At 56.2% G+C, this 24,328-nt stretch carries 17 protein-coding genes and 1 pseudogene; 7 read left to right on the forward strand and 11 right to left on the reverse strand.

The genetic code is table 11. The annotated features are described in order from the left end of the window. Positions 1-181 precede the first annotated feature (181 nt). The gene (locus AACY09_RS18770; RefSeq protein WP_339490192.1) at positions 182-1,489 is read right to left on the reverse strand and encodes an NAD(P)/FAD-dependent oxidoreductase; all 1,308 of its coding nucleotides are present in this window, start codon (positions 1,487-1,489) and stop codon (positions 182-184) included. Positions 1,490-1,552: 63 nt separating this feature from the next. Next, entirely contained in the window at positions 1,553-1,726 is a 174-nt protein-coding gene (locus tag AACY09_RS18775; protein WP_339490193.1) for a DUF3094 family protein, read from the reverse strand. A 1,474-nt stretch (positions 1,727-3,200) separates the two neighbouring features. Here AACY09_RS18775 and AACY09_RS22090 point away from each other — a divergent pair. From AACY09_RS22090 to ptsP, 3 genes and pseudogenes are all read left to right on the forward strand, one after another. Continuing rightward, positions 3,201-3,404 (forward strand): annotated as a pseudogene (locus tag AACY09_RS22090) (HAMP domain-containing protein); the annotation flags it as partial. A 153-nt stretch (positions 3,405-3,557) separates the two neighbouring features. Next, positions 3,558-4,262, forward strand: coding sequence for a methyl-accepting chemotaxis protein (locus AACY09_RS22095; RefSeq protein ID WP_445323896.1), 705 nt, complete (start codon positions 3,558-3,560; stop codon positions 4,260-4,262). Between the two features lie 227 nt (positions 4,263-4,489). Continuing rightward, entirely contained in the window at positions 4,490-7,372 is a 2,883-nt protein-coding gene (gene ptsP, locus AACY09_RS18785) for a phosphoenolpyruvate--protein phosphotransferase (RefSeq protein WP_339490195.1), read from the forward strand. Here the strand turns inward: ptsP and AACY09_RS18790 are convergent. Together AACY09_RS18790 and AACY09_RS18795 are read right to left on the reverse strand one after the other, a co-directional pair. Next, the gene (locus tag AACY09_RS18790; protein WP_339490196.1) at positions 7,369-8,151 is read right to left on the reverse strand and encodes a TatD family hydrolase; all 783 of its coding nucleotides are present in this window, start codon (positions 8,149-8,151) and stop codon (positions 7,369-7,371) included. The two genes, ptsP and AACY09_RS18790, sit on opposite strands and share 4 nt — an antisense overlap. Positions 8,152-8,245: 94 nt before the next feature. Further along, positions 8,246-9,676, reverse strand: a complete 1,431-nt coding sequence (locus AACY09_RS18795) for a chloride channel protein (protein ID WP_339490198.1) — start codon at positions 9,674-9,676, stop codon at positions 8,246-8,248. A gap of 219 nt (positions 9,677-9,895) precedes the next feature. Here AACY09_RS18795 and AACY09_RS18800 point away from each other — a divergent pair, with 219 nt between their 5' ends. Further along, a complete protein-coding gene (locus AACY09_RS18800; protein ID WP_339490199.1) occupies positions 9,896-11,113 on the forward strand; it encodes a hypothetical protein in 1,218 nt (405 codons plus the stop codon). Positions 11,114-11,262: 149 nt separating this feature from the next. On the opposite strand, the gene AACY09_RS18805 is transcribed toward AACY09_RS18800, so the two are convergent. After that, positions 11,263-12,846 carry a peptide chain release factor 3 gene (locus tag AACY09_RS18805; RefSeq protein ID WP_339490202.1) on the reverse strand — a complete coding sequence of 528 codons (1,584 nt, stop codon included), beginning with the start codon at positions 12,844-12,846 and terminating at the stop codon, positions 11,263-11,265. Between the two features lie 723 nt (positions 12,847-13,569). Between AACY09_RS18805 and AACY09_RS18810 the strand changes: the two genes are divergently transcribed. Next, the gene (locus tag AACY09_RS18810; RefSeq protein WP_339490203.1) at positions 13,570-14,733 is read left to right on the forward strand and encodes a type III PLP-dependent enzyme; all 1,164 of its coding nucleotides are present in this window, start codon (positions 13,570-13,572) and stop codon (positions 14,731-14,733) included. 75 nt (positions 14,734-14,808) lie between these two features. Here the strand turns inward: AACY09_RS18810 and AACY09_RS18815 are convergent, their stop codons facing one another. The 4 genes from AACY09_RS18815 to AACY09_RS18830 all read right to left on the reverse strand — a co-directional run bounded on the left by AACY09_RS18815 (position 14,809) and on the right by AACY09_RS18830 (position 17,205). Further along, positions 14,809-15,252, reverse strand: coding sequence for a helix-turn-helix domain-containing protein (locus tag AACY09_RS18815; protein WP_339490204.1), 444 nt, complete (start codon positions 15,250-15,252; stop codon positions 14,809-14,811). Next, the gene (locus tag AACY09_RS18820; protein WP_339490205.1) at positions 15,249-15,563 is read right to left on the reverse strand and encodes a DUF4258 domain-containing protein; all 315 of its coding nucleotides are present in this window, start codon (positions 15,561-15,563) and stop codon (positions 15,249-15,251) included. Before AACY09_RS18820 ends, AACY09_RS18815 begins: the two co-directional genes overlap by 4 nt. A 202-nt stretch (positions 15,564-15,765) precedes the next feature. Next, positions 15,766-16,518: a tetratricopeptide repeat protein gene (locus AACY09_RS18825; RefSeq protein ID WP_339490207.1), complete on the reverse strand. Its 753-nt coding sequence runs from the start codon at positions 16,516-16,518 to the stop codon at positions 15,766-15,768. Between the two features lie 6 nt (positions 16,519-16,524). Beyond that, the gene (locus tag AACY09_RS18830; protein ID WP_339490209.1) at positions 16,525-17,205 is read right to left on the reverse strand and encodes a Fe2+-dependent dioxygenase; all 681 of its coding nucleotides are present in this window, start codon (positions 17,203-17,205) and stop codon (positions 16,525-16,527) included. Between the two features lie 171 nt (positions 17,206-17,376). Between AACY09_RS18830 and AACY09_RS18835 the strand changes: the two genes are divergently transcribed. After that, a complete protein-coding gene (locus tag AACY09_RS18835; RefSeq protein WP_339490210.1) occupies positions 17,377-19,611 on the forward strand; it encodes a TonB-dependent receptor in 2,235 nt (744 codons plus the stop codon). A 216-nt stretch (positions 19,612-19,827) separates the two neighbouring features. Next, a complete protein-coding gene (locus AACY09_RS18840) occupies positions 19,828-22,194 on the forward strand; it encodes a sulfite reductase flavoprotein subunit alpha (RefSeq protein ID WP_339490212.1) in 2,367 nt (788 codons plus the stop codon). 166 nt (positions 22,195-22,360) lie between these two features. On the opposite strand, the gene AACY09_RS18845 is transcribed toward AACY09_RS18840, so the two are convergent. Next, positions 22,361-23,344 carry a peptide ABC transporter ATP-binding protein gene (locus AACY09_RS18845; protein ID WP_339490213.1) on the reverse strand — a complete coding sequence of 328 codons (984 nt, stop codon included), beginning with the start codon at positions 23,342-23,344 and terminating at the stop codon, positions 22,361-22,363. Then, complete coding sequence (locus AACY09_RS18850; RefSeq protein ID WP_339490214.1) at positions 23,344-24,318, reverse strand: ABC transporter ATP-binding protein; 975 nt, start codon at positions 24,316-24,318, stop codon at positions 23,344-23,346. The genes AACY09_RS18845 and AACY09_RS18850 overlap by 1 nt, the downstream gene beginning before the upstream one ends. Positions 24,319-24,328 lie beyond the last annotated feature (10 nt).

A 24,328-nucleotide genomic window follows, 5' to 3' on the forward strand; every position in this document is an offset into this window, starting at 1 on the left:
TTGCCAACACAGGACAACATTCCCGAAGGGAGGCCGCGAGGCCTCCCTTTTTGTTGTTGGACCTTACGAATTGCTCCCTATGTATGGTGGTCGACGCGCTTTTCGGCCACCATGGCGGCCTCGAATATTCGACATATTTGCGCGAGTTATGCTGGGCCAGCTCGTTACTCCTGCGCCCCAGTTAGTGCAGCTTGAGCCTGGGTTCTGTGCTGCGCCCGATGCGGTCGCTAAGCATTAACAGTGCGGTGCGGAAGAAACCGTAAAGCGCCATTTGGTGCATGCGATAGAGCGATACGTAAAACATCCGCGCCAGCCAGCCTTCGAGCATTACGCTGCCAGTCAAGTTGCCCATCAGATTACCCACCGCCGAAAAGGTCGACAAAGAAATCAGTGAGCCATAGTCACGGTATTCATACTCCGGCAATGCTTTTTCTGAGCCCTGTACGCGCATCTTCAGGGTTTTCGCCAGCAAGGATGCCTGCTGGTGAGCAGCCTGAGCCCGCGGTGGGACATTGCGGCCCTCTGCGCCGGGTTGTGGGCAGGCGGCGCAATCACCAAAGGCAAAAATGTCATTATCTTCAGTGGTCTGCAGTGTCGGGCGAACTACCAGTTGGTTGATGCGGTTGGTCTCAAGGCCAGCGATATCTTTGAGAAATCTGGGCGCGCGAATGCCTGCGGCCCAAATTTTCAGACTGGCTGTGATGGTTTCGCCGTTGGCGGTCAGTAAAGCATCGGCGGTGACTTCGCTCACCGCTGAGTTGGTCAGCACGGTGACGCCGAGCTTTTCCAGGGTTCTATGCACCGGCTGGCTGATACGCTCAGGCAATGCAGGCAATACACGCGGTCCGGCCTCAATCAGGGTGATGCGCATGTTTTCGGGCAGGATACGATTGAGGCCGTATGCCGCGAGTTCGTGTGCGGCGTGGTGGAGTTCCGCCGCCAGCTCAACGCCAGTGGCGCCAGCGCCAACAATCGCTACGCTGATCTGCTCGATGGTTTCGCCTTGGCTGGCATGAGCGCGTAGATAGTGGTTGAGCAGTTGGGTGTGAAAACGTTCGGCCTGCTCGCGGGTGTCGAGAAATAAACAGTGCTGCGCTGCACCTGGAGTGCCGAAGTCGTTGGTGGTACTGCCCACGGCAATGACCAAGCTGTCGTAAGGCAGGTCGCGCTCAGGCACTAAAACCTGGCCGTGCTCATCCAAGGTTGCATCTAGGCTGATCAACTTTTTTTCACGGTCCAGTCCGGACATACGTCCGAGTTGGAACTCAAAATGATTCCATTTCGCCTGAGCGACATAGTTCAGCTCATCACCCGATGAGTTAAGTGAACCCGCTGCCACTTCGTGCAGCAGGGGTTTCCAGATATGGGTCAGGTTGGCGTCAACCAAGGTGATTTTGGCTTTACCGCGTTTGCCCAGAGATTTACCCAGGCGGGTAGCAAGCTCCAAGCCGCCGGCACCACCGCCGACGATCACGATTTGATGGTTCATTTAATAGACTCGCAAGGCTTTGAATAAAACTGTCAGAGGGCGAGTGGGCGAGCGCTAAGCAGCTCATAGCACCAAACTCCCAAGAAATCGGCTGAGGACCCCAAGCACAACGACTATGCCAAGCACCACCATCAGCAGGCGCCACACTTTAAACGGTCGGCGCTCAACCTGATGTTGCGGAGCGCTTAAATACTGATCAACACGTTGCTGGTCGTCAGGCGTAAGGCGGCTGGTCATAGGAACCTCGCGGGTAGGTACTGCGTGGGCGTAATTATAGTCAGTAGGGCGCACAAGGCGAAGCTTGTCCAGCGTGCTTTATGCAAATACCCCTGATAGGCAGGGCGGCGAAGGGCCCCTGAGAAGCGCATTAGTCATTATTTTAAAACCACTTATGTGTCGGCGAAGATTGCTTGATACCCGCAATCAGCCAAACATTAAGGCCATCATTCCGGATCACTATGGGCCTATGAAAATCGGGCCATACAGCCTACAAACGACCTGCCATTGTTCATCCTGATAACGGCAAGCTGGTCCACTGTACTTTCAGTTGGTCGCTTACCTTAAGTTACAGAAAATCAGGTCGATAACAGGTATACAGATGGCCTCTGCTGCTGTGAGTGGTTGTGCTGCCTGGCCAATCATTGCGTCCTGCTGGGCTGCAGTTGCACGAGTAGTAAAAGGGCCTCAGCTTGGTAGCTGAAACCTGCCTGCCAATAAAAATAATTAGATCTGGAGACGTCTTGTGAAGACCGCGTTGTATCCGGCCATCGCGCTGATGAACCGCCTCAGTTTCGGCATGAAGTTTGGCTTGATCAGCATTCTGTTCTTTTTGCCTATGCTGGTGACCAACTACTTTTTGATGCAGGACGCCTACCGTCAGTATCAGATGAGTGAGTCTGCCCGCAACAGCATTGAACTGCTGTCAAACGCCCTGCAATTGCGGCGAGACGCTGAGCTATATGCCAACTTGCTCAGCGTTGATGCTGAGTTGGGCACAAATAGCACCGGCAGTGGCTTGGCCGACGAGTTGAGCGCGACTAAAACCTCCATTGAAACTATTTTGGCTGGCGTGCAACCTGCGGTGAGCGCTGAGGCAGACCTGGCCGAGTTCGAGGCGCAGCGTAAACAAGTTAATGCCGGCATGCAGGCGATTGAGGCGGAGCCTTCGCTGCGCAGTAAAGTCAACCTGGGCCGCGAACTTGTGGGCCGTGCGGGTGTGTTTGCCAAGTTGATTGCCAGTCAGGCAGGCTTGAGCCAAGACAGCGAGCGCGCTGTGCGTCAATTAACCAATTTGCTTATTAGCAGCATGCCTCAGGTCACTCAGGCCTTGGGCCAAGGCCGCGAACTGGGCGCGGCAACCTTGGGGCAGGGGCTGTTGAACTCGGCTGACAGCAACACCTTTGCCGATCTGCTGGAGTCGCTGGAAACCCTTGGTGGCGCCTATGCGGTGGATATTCAACAGGCGCTGAGCTCCAGTCCGGATGTACGCACTGCACTGGCTGCGCAGGCTGAGGCCAGCCAGAATACGCTGGCTGAAGCTACCCGTTTGTTTGAAGACCGTGTAGTGATTGCCGACTCACTGGATGCGCCATGGCGCACCTTCTTCTCTGACACCACGGCTTTAATCGGCAAAACCTATGACTTCAGTAACGCTGTGGTCAGCCTGCTCGACCAGCGTCTTGAGACGCGCGTTCAGGCCAGCTTGAACAGAATGCTGTTGCTGGCCGTTGCGCTGGGGTTGGTGCTGCTGCTGATTTTTTACCTCTATAGTGGTTTTTACGTATCGGTACGGACCAGTCTCAAGCAGCTTGGCTTGACCATGAATCAAGTGGCCACCGGCGATATGACGGTAAGCTTCAAGGCCAGCAGTCGGGACGAGGTGGGTGACCTTGGGCTGGTGTTCAACGCCACTGTGGTGAAAATCCGTGAGCTGATTAACCGCGTTGGGGAAACGGTTGTCGAAGTTGAGCGCCAAGCTGGACGAGTTGAGTCGGTTTCCGCCCAGAGCAACCAGGCCGTTGCCGGTCAGTTGGGGCAAATTGAGCAGGTCGCCACAGCGATGAATCAGATGTCTGCGACTGCACAAGAAGTGGCAAGCAGTGCCGCCGCAGCCGTTGGCAGTGCCAACAGCGTTAATGATGAAACCATCAGTGGCCGCGCCTTGCTTGAAACCCAAGTGGGCAGTATTCAGCGCCTTGCCAGTGAAATTGATCAGTCGGTGCTGGTAATCAATCAACTCGCCAGTGACAGCGCGTCGATATCGCAGGTGCTGGATGTCATCAAGGGTGTGGCCGAGCAAACCAACCTGCTGGCACTTAACGCTGCAATCGAAGCGGCGCGTGCTGGTGAGCAGGGCCGGGGCTTTGCGGTGGTTGCCGATGAGGTGCGCAATTTGGCCAAGCGTACCCAGCAGTCAACTGAGGAGATTGAAGTGATGATCTCCAAACTCCAGGGGGGCGTGGGCGCTGCGGTTAAAACCATGAATGTCAGCCATAAAATGGCCGATGACACGGTGAGTGAATCAAGCAAAGTACAGGCCGCGCTGGAGAATATCCTCGGCGCAGTGGGTATGATTGTTGATCAGAACCAACAAATCGCCGCGGCGGCTGAACAGCAAACGGCTGTTGCCCATGATATCGACCAGAATATTGTGCAGATCAATCAAGCGGGCGAGCGCACGGCCGAAGGTGCCAGCGATACCGAGCAGGCCAGTCGTGAACTCTCTGCGCAGGTGTCTCAGCTCAAGCAGTTAATTGGCGCTTTCCGCGTCTAAATCAAACGCACATGGCCCGTGATCAAGCGGGCTGTGTACCGCTGCACAGATTGCCTCCTTCCTATTTGCCTGCGGCAGTGCTTAATAGCATGCGCCATCTTGGTTGTGCCTCAGTAAGGCCTTGTTCGCGTTCGTGACTGATTTATAGTTGAGCGACACTGCACTGAACTCTAATTCCCCATTGTCGGTCGCACCCTCATCACTCACGCTTGCACAAGAGGCGCTCAATGCTGGAGATAAATGCCGCGCAGATCCAAATGGGTCGCAATGCTGCAAGCAAGCAGGAAGCATTGAGCCTGCTGGCGCAGAGGCTCATTGACGACGGGTTGGTCAAGGACGGTTACCTGGCCGCTCTGCAAGCGCGTGAGCGACAGGGCTCAACCTATCTGGGACAAGGTATTGCGATAGTGCATGGCTCACAGGATAGCCATGCTCGGGTCATCGAGACCGGTGTAAGACTGATCCACTTCCCGCAAGGTGTCGACTGGGGAGCGGGTCAGCAGGTGTATCTGGCAGTTGCCCTTGCGGTGCAGGGGGATGAACACCTGCGCCTCCTGCAATTGCTGACCCACGCTGTGGCTGATAAGGGCCTGAGCAGAGCCTTGCACCAAGCCACTGAGGCCGAAACCATTGTCGCGTTGCTGCAAGGAGCACCGCAGGATCTGGTCCTTGACAGCCAACTGATCCGCCTGGCTGTCGCAGTGGACGATTTCGATGAACTGGTCTGGCAAGGCGCGCGCCTGCTGAAAAAAGCGGGCTGCGTAGACTCCGCATTTATTGCCAAGCTGATGCAGGCTGAGCCTTTAGCTCTGGGCGATGGTTTGTGGTGGCTTAGCAGTGAACAGTCGGTGCAATTGCCGGGCTTGTCTTTTGTTACGCCCAAGCATCCCGTAGTCTTTGATCGGCAACCGGTCAAAGGATTGTTCTGTCTGGCCAGTGTCGGCGAGGCCCATCGTTCAGTGCTGGAGCGCTTGTGTGATCTTTTAGTCGAAGGCCATGGGCCGACATTTAGTCAAGCCACCTCGCGGCGAACGGTGCTTGAAGCCTTAGGGGGTGAAGTCCCCGCTGACTGGAGTCGGGCCAGCGTGACACTGGCGAACTCACATGGCTTGCATGCGCGCCCGGCTAAAATGTTGAGCGAGTTGGCCCAGCGCTTTGCGGGCGATATTCGTATCCGTTTGGCTGAAGAGCCGGGTCTTGGTGTTTCAGCCAAGAGTTTGAGCAAGCTGCTCGGACTCGGCGCGCGGCGCGGGCAGGTGCTTGAGTTCAGCGCAGAGCCGAGCATTGCGCAGGCAGCATTGGCGGCGTTGACGGCCGCCGTTGAGGACGGCCTGGGCGAACAGGTCGAACCGTTGCCGGTGTACACCGAACCTGCCGTGCAGGCGGCCATTGAAAGTGCGTTGACGCCCAGGATCGAGGCGCCGGCTGCTGGGTCACGCTTGCGTGCCGTTGCCGCCTCACCTGGCATCGTCATTGGTCCTGCTTTGGTGCGGGTACCGCAACCGCTGGAGTACTCGGCAGAAGGTCAGGGTGAAAGACACGAACGTCAGCGTTTGGATGATGCCTTGCAAGCTGTGGCCGCTGATATCCAGGCGGTGGTTGATCAGTCGCATGAAGCCGATGTGCGTGACATCCTGCTGATGCACCAAGCGATGTTAAGCGACCCGGCTCTGGCCGATGATATTCAAACCAGACTCGCGGCAGGCGCCAGTGCAGAAGCGGCTTGGAGTGCGGAAATCGATAGCGCAGCCAAGCAACAAGAAGCTCAGCACGATGCGCTTTTGGCAGAGCGCGCGGCAGATCTGCGTGATATTGGCCGGCGCGTCCTCGAGCATCTTTGTGACGTTAAGCCTCTTCAAGAGCCCGATGAACCCTATGTGCTGGTAATGCAGGAGGTTGCGCCTTCTGATGTCGCCAGCCTCAATCGTCAGCGCGTTGCCGGTATTCTGACCGCCCGCGGTGGCGCCACTGCGCACAGTGCAATTATCGCCCGGGCGCTGGGTATCCCCGCAGTAGTAGGCGCCGGAGAAACTGTGCTGGTACTGGCTCAGCGCACGCCATTATTACTCGATGGCGATCACGGTCTGGTACGTATCGCACCGGATGAGCAGACCTTGCAGCAAGCGCTGCAAGACCGCGAAGCAAGCCTGCAACGTCAGGAGCGAGCTCATGCCGAGCGATCAACGCCAGCCATTACCTGCGATGGTCATGGCGTTGCGATTATGGCCAATATCGGTTCTGGCAGTGAAGCGGCCATGGCGGTCGATTTAGGCGCTGAAGGGATCGGCTTGCTGCGCACCGAATTGGTGTTTATGAACCATGCCCAAGCGCCGGATCAAGTCACTCAAGAGCGTGAATATCGCCGTGTATTCGATAGCTTGAATGGTTTGCCATTGGTGGTGCGTACCCTTGATGTCGGGGGCGACAAGCCACTGACCTATTGGCCAATGCCAGCAGAGACCAATCCATTTCTCGGTGTGCGCGGGATTCGCTTGAGCCTGCTGCGCCCGAAAATTCTCGAAACCCAACTGCGCGCATTGTTCGCCTGTGCCGGGGAACGGCCATTGCGGGTGATGTTTCCCATGATAGGTGGCGTTGAGGAGTGGCGTGCGGCGCGCGCGATTGCGCAGCGGGTCGCGGCTGATATGCCGGTTAAAGATTTGCAGTTGGGGATCATGATCGAAGTGCCAAGTGCTGCGCTGCTGGCGCCGGTACTGGCCAAGGAAGTCGATTTTTTCAGCATCGGCACCAATGACCTGACCCAGTACACCCTGGCCATCGACCGCGACCATCCGACCCTGTCCTCCCAGGCGGATGGTGTACACCCTGCAGTGCTGAAGCTGATCGAACACACCGTGAAGGCGGCTCATGCGCATGGCAAGTGGGTGGGTGTCTGTGGTGAGTTGGCCAATGACATGCTCGCCGTGCCGTTGTTGATTGGTCTTGGGGTCGATGAATTGAGTGTGTCGGCGCGTTCAGTGGCTTTGGTCAAGGCCCGCGTGCGTGAACTCGATTGGCGCAACTGCCAACGCCTCGCAGAACAGGCCCTTGAGCAGGACAGCGCAAGCGCGGTGCGCGCCTTGGTTGAAGCTGTAGAGTCAGATGGTTAGTCCGCCCAGCCGAATAATGCATCGGCGTTCGCGCTGGTGATTGACGCAAGCTGCTCGGCCTCGACATTGAAGTGCTCGGCCAGCGCGCGGCAAATATCGGGCAAGTGCTCGGGGCTGTTGCGCTGCTGCGGGTACATCGCCGGTGGCATATCCGGTGAATCGGTTTCCAGCACTATGGCCTCAAGCGGTAGCCGCGGCAGGACCCGGTGCATGCGCAATGCCTGGGGCCAGGTAGGGGCGCCGCCAAGGCCAAGCTTGAAGCCCAGTTTGATGTACTCACGGGCTTCTTCGTAACTGCCGGCAAAGGCATGAATAATCCCGCCGCGTTGTGGTTTTATCCGCTTCAGGGTGGCGATAGTCACCGCATGCGAGCGACGCACATGGATTAACGCTGGCAGCTTAAACTCAACCGCCAATTGTAACTGTGCCTCAAACCAGACCTGCTGTGCTTGCGGGTCCAGTGCCTCGATAAAGTAGTCGAGACCAATCTCGCCCACCGCACAGAGTTGCGGATGGCCGTGCAAGCGTTGCAGCCACTCGCCCAGTTCCTGCAGGTGAGCTTGTTGGTGCTGTTGCAAGTGCACCGGGTGTAAACCCAATGCGGCGTAGAGGCTTTTATCGCTTTCGACCAATTGCCACACGCGCTGCCAGTTGGCTTGCTCCACCCCTAACACCACCATGCGCTCGACGCCCAACTCGCGGCTGCGCGCGAGCACTTCGTTGCGGTCGGCGTCGAAGTCGGGAAAGTCGATATGGGTGTGGGTGTCAATTAGGCGCATGGGGCTTGTGGCAACGGCACGGGAGAGTCAGGCCGTCAGCCTAGCATCGCCGACGGTATCGATAAACCACGGTGGGCAAGCTGCCCGTTACCGCCTACTGTTGTCCCGGCGTGGTTGGCTCAGGCTCATGCTCGGCTTTTTGCTTGGCCAGCGCTTGCGCGTTCTCGTGCTGCTTTTTACTGCGGCGCCTGGCAATGGATTCGCGCTCGGTATCGAGCACTTGAATGGCCAGGGCACGGTACAGCGGCACAGGCGAGATACGGCCTGACAGCGCGCTGGCCAGCAGGCTGGCGGCCAAAATGGGCAGCGCCATATCCTGGCTGTGCGACAGCTCGATGGTGATGACGGTGGCGGTTAACGGCGTGCGCGTCACTCCGGCAAGGTAAGCCGCCATGCCAATCAAGCCGGCTGCTTGCAGGCCAATCCCTGGAATCCAGTCGGTGATCCATGGGGCAATACTGGCACCGACCGCCAATGAGGGCGAAAACAGGCCGCCGGGAATACCCGCGAGGTACGAGACCACGTTGGCAAGAAATTTCCAGACGATAAAGCTGGGGTCGGTGACCGGCTGGCCTTCGAGAATGGCCCGGGTTTCTGCGTAGCCGGTGCCGAAAACATGTTGCCCGGATATCAGCCCAAGCAGCGCCATGATCAAGCCGCAAATGGCTGCAAAGATCACCGGATGCTTGGCTCGCCAAGTGGCCATCAGCGCCAAGGGGCCAAGTTTGGCGGGCAGTACCAAACGGCAATACAAGCCGCCAGCCAAGCCTCCGACTACGCCACAGACCAACACCGCGAGCCAATCGCGGCTTAACGGTAATTCGGCACTGAGCTGGCCGAAGTAGCTGTAATGTCCCATTAACCCAAGCGTGACCATGCCGCCGATCAACACCGCTGTCAGCACCAAGCCATTGAGGCTTTGTTCGAAGCGGTGGCTAAGCTCTTCAATCGCAAAAACCACCCCGGCAAGTGGGGTGTTGAATGCAGCGGCGATACCGGCTGCCCCCCCTGCGATTATCAATCCCGAACCCGCGCTACGCGCTTGTAAGCCGAGACGCCGCCCGAAGGTGTACATCAATGCCGCGCCAACATGCACGGTCGGGCCTTCGCGGCCAATCGATGCGCCCACCAGCAAGCCCGCCACAGACAACACCATTTTCACTGCTGCAATGGGCAGTGATAACACCCGGTTGCGGAACCGGCTGGAAGGGCGTTCCAAGGTGGCAATCACCTGTGGGATGCCGCTGCCCTTGGCGTTGTTGAACCAACCTTGGGTGGCCCAGGCCAGTGCGGCGAAACCAAGCGGGGTCACCAGCCATGGCCAGTAATTGCTGTGGTTGAGCATCCGTTGGAAATAGACGTTTGCCTCATCCGCCAGCCAGGCAAATGCCAGTGCCACCAAGCCGACCAGTAGCGCACCGACCCAAAACGCAAGGCGCTGTCGGAATACCCGCAGGTACCGACGCCGGGCACGAAAGCGTTGGCGTGCAGTCAGTGTTTTCTGGGTTTCAGGAGCGCTGGGCATAGGTGTCTGGACCGCATTGAGGAGGGGTCAGGCAAACTCGTCGCTGAGTGTGTTGTAATATTTTGCCACACATCGCCGTATGATGCCCCATGGTCTAGCCTGATTAACGATCGGTGTTACCTGTCTTGCGCTGCCTGTAGAGCGGATTCTGAACAAATTCTCAGGCCCGTGAATTGCGATTTGGGTTGATTCAAACGCTGTATTACTTTGAGTAAGTCTATGAATCTGCTGACGCCGAATGTTGTGTTAGGGGCGGCCTGTTTGGTATTCGCTGCCGTGTTTTTCTACCCACGGCTGGTTCGCGCCACTATGTGGCGGGCCACTGTTACACCCTTGGCGTCGATTATTGGGTCTGGTTTTTTGGTGGCCGGGCCAATTCTTGCGCATGCGGCTGGGGCTTGGGCGTGGTTGGCGATGCTGGCGCTCTGTGTGATGGCTTACTGGTTTGGCGCCGCCATTCGCTACAACATTACCCACCTCGAAGGGCATCTGGACGATAACCCCGCGACCTATCATGTCTGGCTGGAACGCTTGTCTGAATTAGCCTTGGCGCTGGCCTATTTTGTCTCTGTGGCTTATTACCTCAACCTGTTTGCAGCCTTCGGTTTGCGCATGGGTGATGTGCTCGACACCCTGTGGATTCGGATTGTTTCCACGGCGGTTATTGCCGCTATTGGATTGCTCGGGGCCTTGCGCGGCTTGGCCGGTTTAGAGCGGCTTGAAGTCTGGGTGGTTTCGCTGAAAATGACCTTGATTGGTGGCCTGCTGGTGACATTGGCCTTGGCTAACTTCAATCAATGGCAGGCGGGGGAGCTGGTCTGGGCGGTCAAGCATCATGACCAAGGCTTGCAGTCGCTAACGGTGCTCTTGGGCTTGGTGGTGTTGGTTCAAGGCTTCGAAACGTCACGTTACTTGGGTTCAAAGTACAGTGCCGAAGTTCGGGTGCGCAGCATGCGCTGGGCGCAGTGGATTGCCACGGCAATTTACCTGGCTTTTATACTGCTCATCACCGGCCAGTTCAGTGAAGGCTTGCCAAAGCAAGGCGGTGAGACCGCGATTATCGACTTGCTCAAACCTATAGGCACCTTGATTGGGCCTTTGTTGATTCTCACGGCCTTGTCATCACAATTGTCAGCCGCCGTGGCTGACATGAATGGTGCTGGCGGTTTACTGGCGGAGACCTCGGGGCGTCGCTTTCCGGTGCGCGTCGGTAATTTGCTCACCGCTTTGGTGGCTATTGGCATCACCTGGTTTGCCAATATTTACGAGATCATTACCTATGCCTCGAAAATGTTTGTGGCTTTTTATGCCTTGCAATCGTTGCAAGCGGCGCTGATGTCATGGCGTAAAGGCCACAAAGCGCGCGCCGTGTTGTTTGCAATTGCGGTATTGATTGGAATTGGCGTGATCGTGTTTGCCCAGCCAGTAGAGGCCTGAGGCAAGCAGCCGCTGCCGCCCCATAAAAGCACGCCATTCTCACACCGCCCCTCGGACAGGGCGCGCCCATCGGGTTGGACCTTGTTGGCGGTTTTGGGCGCGTAATGGTGGTCGACAAGCGCGTCGACCACCCGATTGGAACCGCTCGGTTAATGGTGTTCGCGGGTAGCGCGGAACTTGATATCCGGCCAGCGCTCTTCCATCAATGCCAGGTTGACACGGGTTGGCGCGAGGTAGGTGAGGTGACCGCCGCCATCGATAGCGAGGTTTTCCAAGGCCTTGTTCTTGAATTCTTCGAGTTTCTTTTTATCACTGCATTCGATCCAGCGCGCCGACCAGACAGTGATGGGCTCGTAAGCGCATTCAACCTTGTATTCACCCTTCAGACGACTGGCGACCACATCAAACTGCAGCACGCCGACGGCGCCGAGAATGATGTCGTTGCTGCGCTCTGGGAAGAACACCTGGGTTGCGCCTTCTTCCGCCAATTCCTGCAAGCCTTGCCGCAGCTGCTTGGATTTCAGCGGATCTTTCAAGCGAACGCGACGGAACAATTCAGGGGCGAAGTGAGGAATACCGGTAAAGCCGATGCTCTCGCCCTCGGTAAAGGTATCGCCAATCTGGATAGTGCCGTGGTTGTGCAAACCGATAATGTCGCCCGCGTAGGCTTCTTCAAGCTGCTCACGCTCGGAGGAGAAGAAGGTCAGCGCATCGGGTACACGAACATCCTTGCCCAAGCGCGCGTGGCGCATTTTCATGCCTTTTTCGTACTTGCCTGAGCAGATGCGCATAAAGGCAATGCGGTCGCGGTGCTTTGGGTCCATGTTCGCTTGGATCTTGAATACGAAGCCACTGAATTTCTCTTCAGTCGGTTCAATCACTCGTTCGTGAGCAGCGCGTGGCAAAGGCTTAGGCGCCCAGTCAACGACGGCATCGAGCACGTGATCAACGCCAAAGTTACCCAGTGCGGTGCCGAAGAACACCGGGGTTAACTGGCCGCTGAGAAACTCTTCCTGGTTGAATTCGTGGCAAGCACCTTGCACCAGCTCAAGCTGATCGACAAAGCGGTCGTACTCGTCACCCAAGTGCGCACGCGCTTCGTCGGAATCAAGATTCTGAATGATCTTGGTTTCGGTGCGCTCGTGGCCGTGCCCGGCGGTGTACACGATGATGTAGTCTTCGCTGAGGTGATAAACACCCTTGAAGTCGCGGTAGCAACCGATTGGCCAAGTGATAGGCGCCGCCTTGATCTTGAGGACAGCCTCAATCTCGTCAAGCAGTTCGATCGGATCACGAATGTCGCGGTCGAGTTTGTTGACGAAGCTGACAATCGGCGTGTCGCGCAGGCGGCAAACGTCCATCAGGGCGATAGTTCTTGGCTCAACGCCTTTACCGCCGTCGAGCACCATCAAGGCGCTGTCCACTGCGGTAAGGGTGCGATAGGTATCTTCCGAGAAGTCTTCGTGACCCGGGGTATCGAGCAGGTTGATCATATGATCGCGATACGGGAACTGCATCACCGAGGTGGTGATCGAGATACCGCGCTGCTTCTCCATCTCCATCCAGTCGGAGGTCGCATGGCGATCGGATTTTCTCGATTTAACCGTGCCCGCTACCGCAATGGCTTTACCCATTAACAACAGCTTTTCGGTAATGGTGGTTTTACCGGCATCGGGGTGAGAAATAATGGCGAACGTGCGACGTTTCGCGACTTCGGCGGCCTGAGTGGTCATGGGTGATTGCCTGACTAAATGCGGTTGCGGGCGGGCGAACGACAGCCGGCCCGTAAAACCGCCAATTATAACGTGAAAAGCCACTGCTTTTGGTGAATGACCTGATCAGTAGTCACGCGCGCGCTGATTTTTAGTTGAGCCAAAGGCGCGCGCACGGGTGCGGCAACGCGACGTTTTCCACGGTTGTCGAAGCGGTAATTGGACGTGCATCCATAAATGTTGGCCGAAAAGAGCGTCGACCACCCACTGTCGGGGGGCATGGCGAACGAAAAAGGCATCGTGCGGCGTACGTTTGTGCAGCATAAAACACGTTTTGTTTTGAATCTAAAACGATCAACAACTAATGCGTAAAAAGCGCTTATTGGTGATTGATCTGCAAGGCACATGGCCCTAAAGTTCCGCCCCGAACGTCCATGCTGGCAACGATCCATCCGGCTCAAGTACAGACGACGAGAGGTCGGTTTTGGCCATAGGCAAAAACTGATTCTCGGCGAAATGCCTTGGGAAGTAGGCGACCAAAGTGGGGAGACTGATCAGACGTTCGAGGTTGGCGCATGACCCCGTAACACTTATGCGCCAATTTGGGTTGTTTGAACTGAGAATTGCGGTGCCAGTGGCGCTCAGTTGTCAGTTGAAACGACCGGCCCCGCCGATTAATTGAACCCTAGCGGGCTCAGTTACTCGAAATTTATGCATTCCGGTTCAGCCAAATGGAGTCCACGCATGTCGATCAATGTTGATGATTACTACGCACCCGCCACTTTTCAGAAAATGAAGGCGTTTGCGGATAAACAAGAAACTCCGTTTGTGGTGATTGATACAGAAATCATCAGCAAGGCCTATGACGACCTGAGTGCAGGCTTTGAGTTTGCCAAGATTTACTACGCGGTCAAAGCCAATCCGGCCGTGGAAGTGATCGAGTTGCTTAAAGACAAAGGCTCGAATTTCGACATTGCCTCGATCTATGAGCTGGACAAAGTCATGGGCTGCGGTGTCAGCGCTGACCGCATCAGCTACGGCAACACCATCAAGAAAGCCAAAGACATTCGCTACTTCTATGAGAAGGGCGTGCGCATGTACTCCACCGACTCAGAAGCTGACTTGCGCAATATTGCCAAGGCCGCGCCTGGCTCGAAGATTTACGTGCGCATTCTTACCGAGGGTTCAACGTCCGCCGATTGGCCGCTGTCGCGTAAGTTCGGCTGCCAGACTGACATGGCCCTGGATTTGCTGATTCTGGCCAAGCAACTGGGTCTGGACCCGTACGGCGTGTCCTTCCACGTCGGTTCGCAGCAGCGCGATATCGACGTCTGGGACGCCGCAATCGCCAAGGTCAAAGTGATCTTCGAGCGTTTGAAAGAAGAAGATGGCATTGTCCTGCGCATGATCAATATGGGCGGCGGCTTCCCCGCCAACTACATTCATCGCACCAATAGCCTGGAAACCTACGCCGAAGAAATCATCCGCTTCCTCAAGGATGACTTTGGCGATGACCTGCCGGAAATCATTCTTGAGCCAGGCCGTTCGTTGATCTCCAACGCCGGTATTCTGGTCAGCGAAGTGGTGCTGGTATCGCGTAAGTCGCGTACAGCCGTAGAGCGTTGGGTATTTACCGATGTGGGTAAATTCTCGGGCCTGATCGAAACCATGGATGAAGCCATCAAGTTCCCGATCTGGACCGAGAAGAAGGGTGAGATGGAAGAAGTGGTTATCGCCGGTCCGACCTGCGACAGCGCTGACATCATGTACGAGAACTACAAGTATGGCCTGCCACTCAACCTGGCCAGCGGCGACCGCCTGTATTGGCTGTCAACCGGCGCCTACACTACCAGCTATAGCGCTGTAGAATTCAACGGTTTTCCACCGCTGAAAGCCTACTACCTGTAAACACTGAGTTGTCGCGAGTCTAATGCTGCGGTGCAGCATTAGACTGTGCGTCAGCTATACACAACTTGCCAGTTTTCAGGCGGCTATTCGCGCTGACTCACTCCAGTTATTGCCAACTCTTTCATATGTGCAGCTTGTACGTGGCGCCGCATTTGGCTCGAATTTGACCGGGTCAAGGTGGGTGCGCCTGAATGCTGAGTATAAAACACGCATGGCCAAATCAGCCTCTGTGGGAATTTGCGCAACTCCTTGGTTCTCCCAGCTGACTAGGTTTTGAATATCCACTCGAAAAATAGCGGCGGCCTCTGTCTGAGTTAGCTCCTGTTCTTTTCGGAGAAACCGCAATTGCTGGCCTGTCATAGGCGTTTTCTGGCGAACGATATTCCGGGCAATCGCTATGTGCAGACCATCCACATCCTCGATGCGTACGCCTGGTCCATACGGGGTATCAACAAGGGTAAAGCCGTTTGTCAGGTAAATGTCTGCTAACCCGCTGCCGCTATATTTGTACACGTTCATACCTCCCATACCGTAACGACGAATAGTTCGGTAAGTTCAAGGCTTGGGCTGACTGCAACCACCATGCAGGCAATACCTCGCGGGGGTGGTTCAGCCATTCTAAATACAAAAGTCCAATGCTCGGCACTAAAGCTTGGGCCTTTAATTATCGAACCTCGGCGTAAGCATCGCAGCGCCTCGGTTAGGGTAATTCCGCGCTGGTAAAGCCTTTCAATGCTGTGCTCGCTAAACACCACTGCATTTGAATCCTGCGCCAATAGGTGCACACGCTTTTCTAACTGCTGCCTTGTCCATGGCGGCTTTTTGCTCATTATTTGACCTATAAACCTTATAGGGTTTACTCGGTAGTTCGCTACCCGTTCGGGTCAATAGTGAGGAATGTTTTCAGGCTGACAACTGGCTATTGTATTGGCGGGCTGTGTAGAACGCTTTTAGGGGTTCTGTGCAATTCTGATGCCAGGATGGGGCTGCGCAGTACTGTCTGTGGCGAATTCCACAGGTGGTTAATGTTGCTCAAGCCGTTTGCAGGTTTGCAATTACTGCTTGGCGTTGCGCGTAGGCGGCGTGGATATCTAGCAGTTGTGGGTGATTGAGTTGCGCGAGTGAGCGGCATGCGCTGTTAATAAAATTCAGGTTGCCTGTGGCCAAGGCTTTTTCCAACCAGATACGTGCCTGGCTGATGTCACCTTGTTCAATTAGCCGCCCGGCGTAACTGAACTGGCCTCTGAAATCGCCTCCTTCGGCAGACTTGCGGAACCACTCAAGGGCAACCTCAGGCTGTGCTGCGACCACGGTGCCTTGTTCGTAAAAGCGTCCGAGCAGGTTCATTGACTTGGCATGGCCTAGATGTGCGGCGCGTTGATACCAACTGAAGGCCTGCGGCAAATCGAGGCTACAACCTCGGCCCGTTGCCAGCAGGTTGGCCAGGTTGTACATGGCCCAATCCAAGCCTTGAGCGGCTGCTGTTTGATAGCAATTCACTGCGCTAAGCAGGTTGATCGGCCCGCCCCAGCCGTGTTCATGGCATCGCCCGAGCATGTTGCACGCCATGCCATGACCGCGCTCGGCGGCGATTGAAAACCAGCGTCGGGCCAGTGCGCTGTCGCGCTCAATACCCTGACCATCGAGCAGTATTTGGCCGAGCAATGCTTGGGCCTCAAGCTCGCCCTGGCCTGCGCAGTTAAGTAGCCATTGAGCCGTGCGCCGAGGATTTTCATGGGCATTGGCAGCTGTCAGCGTTTCGGTTCTACGCAGCAAAAAACTCATGGTCGCCTAGACATCCGCCCAGCGCCGCAACAGGTTGTGATAGGTGCCTGTCAGCTGGGTCAATGATGGATGATCTGGAACGTCCTGGTTGAGCTGCTGAATAGCGTTGTCCATCTCGAACAGCAAGCTGCGCTGGCTGTCTTCACGCACCAGGCTTTGGGTCCAGAAGAACGAGGCATAGCGCTCGCCGCGCGTTACAGGCGCCACTTTGTGCAAGCTGCTCGCTGGGTAAAGCACCAAATCACCGGCTGGCAGTTTTACTTTTTGCAGGCCAAAGGTGTCCTGGATGGTCAGTTCACCGCCGTCGTACTCATGTGGGTCACTGAAGAACAGGGTTGAAGACAGGTCGGTACGCACGCGCTCGACTGAGCCTTTGACCTGACGGACAGCGTTATCGATGTGATAACCAAAGTCGTCACCCGAGCGGTAGCAGTTGAATAGCGGCGGGAAGACTTTGTTGGGCAATGCCGCCGACATAAACAGTGGGTTGTTCCAAAGTCGCTCAAGCATGGCTTGGCTGATTTCCTTCGCCAGCGGGTTGTCGTCAGCGAGTTGCAGGTTGTTCTTCGCTTTTGCTGACTGATGCCCCGCGGTGACTTTGCCGTCAACCCATGCCGCCGCATCGAGTGCCTCACGAATGCGAGCAACTTCTTCGCGGCTGAACACGGCGGGTATGTGCAAAAGCATGGGCGCTCCAGGCGGCAACAGGTAATAGTCGAATGATAACGATTTTCACTGGCATTTATGACGGGTTCTTTCATATTTTGAAAAAATATTTAAAACAAGAATCATTTCTAATTGTAATTAGTAATGATTTAGATTTAAATCCCGCCCAGAATTTACTGGGGAGTGGGTCAAATGCGTGGCGAATTAAAAAATAAAAGCTTTAAAAAGCGGGCGCTGGTTTCAGCCGTAGGCGCTGCAACGGTGATGACTGCCGGTTGGGCTAAGGCAGAAGAGTCGAACCAAGCCGAGGGTGCTCTTTCTTTAGGCACCGACACCGTCGTCGGTCAGCAAGATGCCTATAAGGTTGAGTCGGGCAACGACAAGTTCACCGCGCCACTGCGTGAAACGCCCAAAAGCGTGACCATAATTTCTGATCAGGTGATCAAGGACACTGGCTCCCTTAGCTTGGCCGATGCACTGCGCACCACTTCAGGCATTACCTTTGGTGCGGGTGAGGGTGGCAACCCGGCGGGTGACCGTCCGATCATCCGTGGCTTCAACGCCGAGAGCGATACCTTTATTGATGGCCTGCGTGATGTCGGCTCGCAAACCCGCGAGATCTTCAACGTTGAACAAATTGAAGTCAGCAAAGGCCCGGGCTCTGCCTTTACTGGCGCCGGTTCGACCGGTGGCAGTCTGAATCTGATCAGCAAAACCGCCAAGTTGGATAACTTTGCTGACGCCAGCTACACCATGGGCTCCGATCAGACCCGGCGCTCTACCTTGGACGTTAACGGCAAGCTGACGGACAACATCGCCGCGCGCTTGAACCTGATGAAGCATGACGCCAATGTCGCCGGTCGTGATGGGGTCAGTGTTAACCGGTGGGGTGTTGCGCCAACCATTACCTTTGGTTTTGATACCGCGACGCGACTGACATTGTCCTACTATCACCTTGAAACTGATGACATGCCGGATTACGGCATACCGCTGACGCTGGCGACAGACAGCAACCCGGTGCGTAAGCCGGTGCACGTCAATGAGGATAACTTCTACGGCCTCAAGTCCCGCGATTACCGCGAGAGCACCAGCGACGCAGGCACCGTTCTGTTCGCCCACGACTTCAATGAAAACGTGACCTTGAGCAATAAATTCCGCTCGGCACGGACCACCCTCGATTACATCGTCAGCAACCCGGATGACAGTGCGGGCAATATTGCCGACGGCCTGGTTTGGCGCTCGGCGAAAAGCCGTAATTCGACCAACGAAAGCTGGGTCAACCAGACTGATGTTAAGACCTTGTTCAATACCGCTGACATCGAACATACCTTGATTACCGGTGTTGAGATCAGCCGTCAAAACGTGCACAACCGCCCGTATGTGGTGACGTCAGCCGCAGGCGCCGGCAGGGTGTGTACCCCGGCGTTTATCGCCAATGGCGACTGCACCTCGTTGCAGAATCCTAATCAGCATGACAGCTGGAACGGCAGCATCGCTGACAGCCAGGCCTACACCGATACGGATACCGACACCCTGGCGGGTTTCGTTTTCGACACGCTCAAATTCAGCGAGCAATGGTCGTTGAACCTTGGCCTGCGCTATGACGATTTTGAAACAACCTCCAGCGGTTACAGCACGGGCGGTCGCGGCTCGGTTGCGGGTGATTTCAAGAATGAGAACAAAAGCTACTTCTGGAGCTACCAGACTGGCCTGGTGTTCAATCCGACTGAAAACGGTAGCATCTATTTGGCCTGGTCGACCTCAAGCAACCCAGCAGGTGAAACGGCCGGTGAAGGCCAGGATGGCCTGTCCACAGCAAACGCTGACCTGACACCAGAGCGCAATCGCAGCACAGAACTGGGCACCAAGTGGGACTTCTATGACGGTCGCCTTGGCCTCGACGCTGCCGTGTTTTACACCGAGAAAAGCAACGCCCGTGTTGCTGATGTCGATGGCACTACGCGCAATATCGGTGAGACCACAGTTGCCGGTTTCGAGATGGGTGCAACGGGGCAGATCACCCGTGATTGGCAAGTCTTTGCCAACTACACCTACCTTGACGGCGAGATCAAAAAAGGCGGTGTTGTCGGTGGTATTGATGGCGCAACCGACGGTAACGATATCCCCAGCACTGCGCAGAACAGCTTCAGCTTTTGGACCACCTATAACCTCACGCCAGACCTGAGCCTCGGTGGCGGTGCCAACTTTGTCGATTCACGCTTTGGTAATGCGGCAAACACCGTTGAGGTGCCGAGCTACTGGCGCTATGACGCAATGGCCAAGTACCGCATAAGCGACTCGCTGGACCTGCAACTTAACGTGCAAAACCTGACTGACAAGCGCTACTACGATCAGGTGTATGGCAGCCACTATGCTCACGTCGCCGCTGGCCGTACCGCTTTGCTGAGCACCAACTTCCACTTCTAGTCGACTGATAGATCGTTGCAGTGCCCCAGATGCGGCTTTTCATTGGAAAGCAGCGCACCTGGGGCATTTTTGCGTGGTGGGGTGCCTCGTTTAGTCGAGTAAATATTGAGTAAATTGTGTTTGTTGAGAGTTAGTATCAAATAATATCGTGTCTCGTTTGAAGGGCTGCCTGCGTGCTCAGGCGTTATCTGCAGTGGAAGAGGTTGGGGAATCTGGGTGTTTAAGAAAGTACTGTTTCAATTGCATTGGTTTTTCGGTATCAGCGCCGGTTTAATTCTGGCGCTGATGGGTATAACCGGTGCTATGTACAGCTTCGAGCCGGAAATTATCGAACTGCTCAATCCTTCGGCTGTGATGGTAGATACGGGCAATCAGCAGCGTTTGTCACCGAATGAACTGGTGCTTAAAGCCCAAGCCGAGAGCGGCAAAACCGTTTCAGGCCTGTTCTATCAAGAGCAAGGCACCAAGCCGACCCGGCTATTTTTCACCCCGCCCCCCGGCCAGCGCCGTGGTGAGTCGCGGATTGTTAATCCTTACACGGGTGAGCAATTGGCGCCGCTGCGAGGCGAAGGGTTTCTAGGGTTTGTCTTGCAGTTACACCGCTTTCTGGCGGCAGGTGAGGTCGGCAAGCAACTGACCGCTGCGAGCACCTTGGCCTTGGTGTTCTTCTGCTTGTCCGGTTTGTATTTGCGTTGGCCGCGCCAAGCGGCAAGTTGGCGTGCGTGGTTGACCCTGGACTGGGCGCGCAAAGGCCGCAGTTTTAATTGGGATCTGCACGCAGTCGCCGGTACCTGGTGCCTACTGGTGTATTTGCTGGCATCCATTACCGGGCTGTATTGGTCCTACGATTGGGTGCGCGACGGCTTGACCAGAATGCTCGGTGACGAGCACGCCGGCCAGCAGCGCAAGAAAGGCCGTGGCCGCCCTGGCGCTGAACCGCAAGGTCCTGCCCCCGTGGTCGATTACGACAGGGTCTGGGCCAGTATCCGGCAAACCGGCGGCGAGCAGGTGCAGGCCTGGAGCTTGCGCTTGCCGCCGGTTGCCGGCCAGCCCGCTCAGGTGTTTTACGTGCTCAGTGATGCAGAACATCCGCGCGCGTTCAATTTGATGGAGTTGAACCCTGAAACCGGCAAGGTCGCCCGCGATGATCGCTACAGCGACAAGAGCACCAGTGCTCAACTGCTGGCCAGCGTTTATCCGCTGCACACCGGTGAATACTTTGGCTTGGTCGGGCGGATTATCGTAATGGTCGCCAGCCTGCTGATGCCCTTGTTTGCTATTACGGGCTGGCTGCTTTATCTCGATCGCCGCCGTAAAAAGCGCGCCACGCGTATCGCTCAGCAGGGCGTGATTAAAGGTGCTGCTACAGGCGAAAGCTGGCTGGTGGGGTTTGCCAGCCAAAGTGGTTTTGCTGAGCAGTTGGCTTGGCAAACCGCCGGACAACTGCAAGCGGCCGGGATTGATACCAATGTGCAGCCACTGGCAAAGATTAATCAGCATGTCTTGAGCAAGGCGCATAACGCGCTGTTTGTGATCAGCACCTTTGGTGATGGCGAGGCACCCGATTCGGCCCGTGGTTTTGAATCTTCGATGCTGGCAAGCACCCTGAGTCTGGGGGATATGCGCTACGCCGTTTTGGCGTTGGGCGATCGGCAATATCAGCAATTTTGTGGCTTTGCGCAGCGCGTACACCAATGGCTAGCCGGCCAAGGCGCGCACAGTTTATTTGCTCCGGTTGAGGTCGACGCCGGGGACGTGCATGCAATTAATCACTGGCAACAGCAACTTAGCGCAGTCACCGGTGCCGACGCCGTACTGACAACCGAGGAACCTTTCGTAAATTGGCGTCTGCACGAGCGTGAATGCTTGAACCCTGGCTCTGCAGGTTTGCCAATGTACTTATTAGGGTTACAGCCGCCAGCGGGTGCACAGTGGCAAGCGGGCGATATTCTGCAAGTTCGCCCGGCGAACGACCCCACTCAGAAACCCCGTGAGTATTCGATTGCATCCTTGCCAAGTGACGGTGTGCTTGAGTTGCTGGTACGCCAAGAGCGTCATCCGGATGGCTCCCATGGCCTGTGTTCAGGCTGGTTGACTGAAGCCGGCCAGCCGATGCTCGATCTGCAAGCGCGGTTGCGATCCAACAGTGCTTTCCATCCGCCTGAAGATGATCGGCCGGTGATCCTGATCGGCAACGGCAGCGGTCTGGCGGGTTTGCGCTGCATTCTCAAAGCGCGAGTCAAGCAAGGCCACCGCCGTAACTGGCTGCTGTTTGGTGAGCGCAATCGCACCCATGACTTCTATTGCGAGCAAGAGTTGTTGGAGTGGCAAAGCCAGGAGTATCTGACCCAGCTTGACCCGGTGTTCTCGCGCGATCAGGCGGATAAGCTTTACGTGCAGGATCAATTGCGCGCATCAGAACCCAAGCTACGGCAATGGCTGGAGCAAGGCGCTGCAATCTATGTGTGTGGCAGCTTGCAAGGCATGGCCGCCGGGGTTGATAAGGTATTGCGTGAGGTGATTGGCGAGGAGGCCGTCAATCATTTGCAGGAAAGTGGACGATACCGCCGGGACGTCTATTAACTTCATTCCGATCTGTTGTTAGCGGCCATAAAAGATGGCCGCCGTTGGTGTGTCAACGCGAAGCTTGGCCACCATTTTGTGGAAAGCCCGGCGGATATGCGTGGACGTAAATGGTGGATGAAAAGAGCGTCATCCACCTACGTGCCGTCAGGCTTGGTACACCCGGTTAGCTGTTGATGGTTTCTACGTGATGGCAAGCCACTTGCCGCGAATCAATCAAGCGCAATTCAGGCCGCTCGACTTCGCACAACTCAGTCGCGTACGGGCAGCGCTTGTGGAATGCGCAGCCACTGGGCGGGTTTAACGGGTTCGGCAACTCGCCACTGATTTTGATCTTCGGCTTGCTTGGGTCCGGGTGAATCGCTGGCGTGGCAGACAGCAGCGCCTTGGTGTAGGGGTGCAATGGCCGCTGATAAATCTGCTCGCTGGGGCCCATTTCCGCTGGCCGCCCGAGGTACATCACCAACACATCATCGGCCACGTGACGCACCACCGAAAGATTGTGCGAGATAAACACGTAGCCGGTATTGAGCTCTTCCTGCAGGTCCATAAACAGGTTAAGCACCTGCGCCTGAATCGACACATCCAAGGCTGACGTCGGCTCATCGGCCACCAACACTTTGGGGGTTAGCATCATGGCGCGGGCCAGGGCGATACGCTGACGTTGGCCACCAGAAAACATATGTGGATAACGCTGATAATGTTCCGGTCGCAAACCGACTTGCTGCATCATCGCCTGGACTTTCTCGCGGCGCTCACCTTTTGACAGTGAGGTATTGATCAGCAACGGCTCGGCCAGTTGATCACCGATTTTCTGCCGTGGGTTGAGTGATGCATAAGGGTTTTGGAACACCATCTGCACATCACGGCGCAGTTGTTTGCGCTCGGCTTTGCTGGCGCCGCTGACTTCCTGCCCGGCAATTTGCAGCGAGCCAGAGCTGGGTTCTTCAATCAAGGTCAAGGCGCGGGCCAGAGTGGATTTACCACATCCGGACTCGCCGACAACCGCCAGGGTTTTGCCCGCAGCCAATTCAAAGGACACACCGTTGAGGGCCTGCACCGTGGCGTTGGGTTGGAACAGGCCCGTGGACACTGAATAATGACGGGTGAGGTCGCGTGCAGATAACACGCTGTTAGTAGGCGCGCTCATTAAGCCACCTCCGAATGCAAGTTAAGCGGGAAGAAGCAGCGCACAGCACCTTGCGCATGGGGTTCAAGTTGCGGGCGCTGTTGGCGGCATTGTTCCTGCACATAGGGGCAGCGTGGGGAAAGCAGGCAGCCTTGCGGGCGGTCGTAACGACCGGGAACAATACCCGGCAAGGTCGACAAACGCTCTGCTCCCAGCGAGTGCTCGGGGATCGCTTTAAGCAATGCTTCGGTGTAGGGGTGCGTCGGGGTGTTGAACAACTCAGGCACCGTCCCCACTTCCACGGCTTGGCCGGCATACATGACGCATACACGCTGCGCCGTTTCGGCTACCACCGCAAGGTCATGGGTAATCAGCACCAGGGCCATGTCTTGTTCACGTTGCAGATTGAGCAACAGCTCCATGATTTGCGCTTGAATGGTCACATCAAGCGCCGTGGTTGGCTCATCGGCAATCAGCAGTTTGGGTTCGGCGGCAATGGCCATAGCAATGGCGACCCGTTGGCTCATACCGCCAGACAGTTGGTGCGGATAGGCTTCGAGCCGGCTGGCTGCGCCCGGTATCTCAACCTTTTCCAGTAGTTCCAGCGCCCGCTGGCGCGCCGCTTTGCCTTTGAGACCCATGTGTTGGCGCAGTACTTCTTCAATCTGAAAACCGACTGTAAAACTCGGATTGAGTGAGGTCATCGGGTCTTGGAAAATCATCGACAAATCTTTGCCGATGATGTGCCGGCGCTGTTTGCCTTTAAGGCGCAGCATGTCGGTGCCGTCGAACTGCAGGCTGTCGGCTTTGACCTTGCCGGGCGCTTCGATCAAGCCCATCAGGGCCATCATGGTCACCGATTTACCCGAACCAGATTCGCCAACAATCGCCAGCACTTCACCTTTATCGACACTGATGTCGAGGCCATCAACCACGGGGACTGCGTTCTCGTCGCCGAAGCGCACGCTGAGATTTTTAATATTAAGCAAGCTCATCGTAGGCTCC

This window comes from Pseudomonas sp. EL_65y_Pfl2_R95, from assembly GCF_963971045.1.
Classification (GTDB): Bacteria; Pseudomonadota; Gammaproteobacteria; order Pseudomonadales; family Pseudomonadaceae; genus Aquipseudomonas.

Excerpts from the sequence above, each read along its gene's own strand:
- AACY09_RS18800 (WP_339490199.1), top strand. The coding sequence starts at position 9,896 with ATGAATCTGCTGACGCCGAATGTTGTGTTAGGGGCGGCCTGTTTGGTA.
- AACY09_RS18795 (WP_339490198.1), bottom strand. The coding sequence starts at position 9,676 with ATGCCCAGCGCTCCTGAAACCCAGAAAACACTGACTGCACGCCAACGC.
- AACY09_RS18830 (WP_339490209.1), bottom strand. The coding sequence starts at position 17,205 with ATGCTTTTGCACATACCCGCCGTGTTCAGCCGCGAAGAAGTTGCTCGC.
- AACY09_RS18835 (WP_339490210.1), top strand. The coding sequence starts at position 17,377 with ATGCGTGGCGAATTAAAAAATAAAAGCTTTAAAAAGCGGGCGCTGGTT.
- AACY09_RS18850 (WP_339490214.1), bottom strand. The coding sequence starts at position 24,318 with ATGAGCTTGCTTAATATTAAAAATCTCAGCGTGCGCTTCGGCGACGAG.
- ptsP (WP_339490195.1), top strand. The coding sequence starts at position 4,490 with ATGCTGGAGATAAATGCCGCGCAGATCCAAATGGGTCGCAATGCTGCA.
- AACY09_RS18825 (WP_339490207.1), bottom strand. The coding sequence starts at position 16,518 with ATGAGTTTTTTGCTGCGTAGAACCGAAACGCTGACAGCTGCCAATGCC.
- AACY09_RS18775 (WP_339490193.1), bottom strand. The coding sequence starts at position 1,726 with ATGACCAGCCGCCTTACGCCTGACGACCAGCAACGTGTTGATCAGTAT.
- AACY09_RS18810 (WP_339490203.1), top strand. The coding sequence starts at position 13,570 with ATGTCGATCAATGTTGATGATTACTACGCACCCGCCACTTTTCAGAAA.
- AACY09_RS18805 (WP_339490202.1), bottom strand. The coding sequence starts at position 12,846 with ATGACCACTCAGGCCGCCGAAGTCGCGAAACGTCGCACGTTCGCCATT.
- AACY09_RS18820 (WP_339490205.1), bottom strand. The coding sequence starts at position 15,563 with ATGAGCAAAAAGCCGCCATGGACAAGGCAGCAGTTAGAAAAGCGTGTG.
- AACY09_RS18845 (WP_339490213.1), bottom strand. The coding sequence starts at position 23,344 with ATGAGCGCGCCTACTAACAGCGTGTTATCTGCACGCGACCTCACCCGT.
- AACY09_RS22095 (WP_445323896.1), top strand. The coding sequence starts at position 3,558 with ATGTCTGCGACTGCACAAGAAGTGGCAAGCAGTGCCGCCGCAGCCGTT.
- AACY09_RS18770 (WP_339490192.1), bottom strand. The coding sequence starts at position 1,489 with ATGAACCATCAAATCGTGATCGTCGGCGGTGGTGCCGGCGGCTTGGAG.
- AACY09_RS18790 (WP_339490196.1), bottom strand. The coding sequence starts at position 8,151 with ATGCGCCTAATTGACACCCACACCCATATCGACTTTCCCGACTTCGAC.
- AACY09_RS18815 (WP_339490204.1), bottom strand. The coding sequence starts at position 15,252 with ATGAACGTGTACAAATATAGCGGCAGCGGGTTAGCAGACATTTACCTG.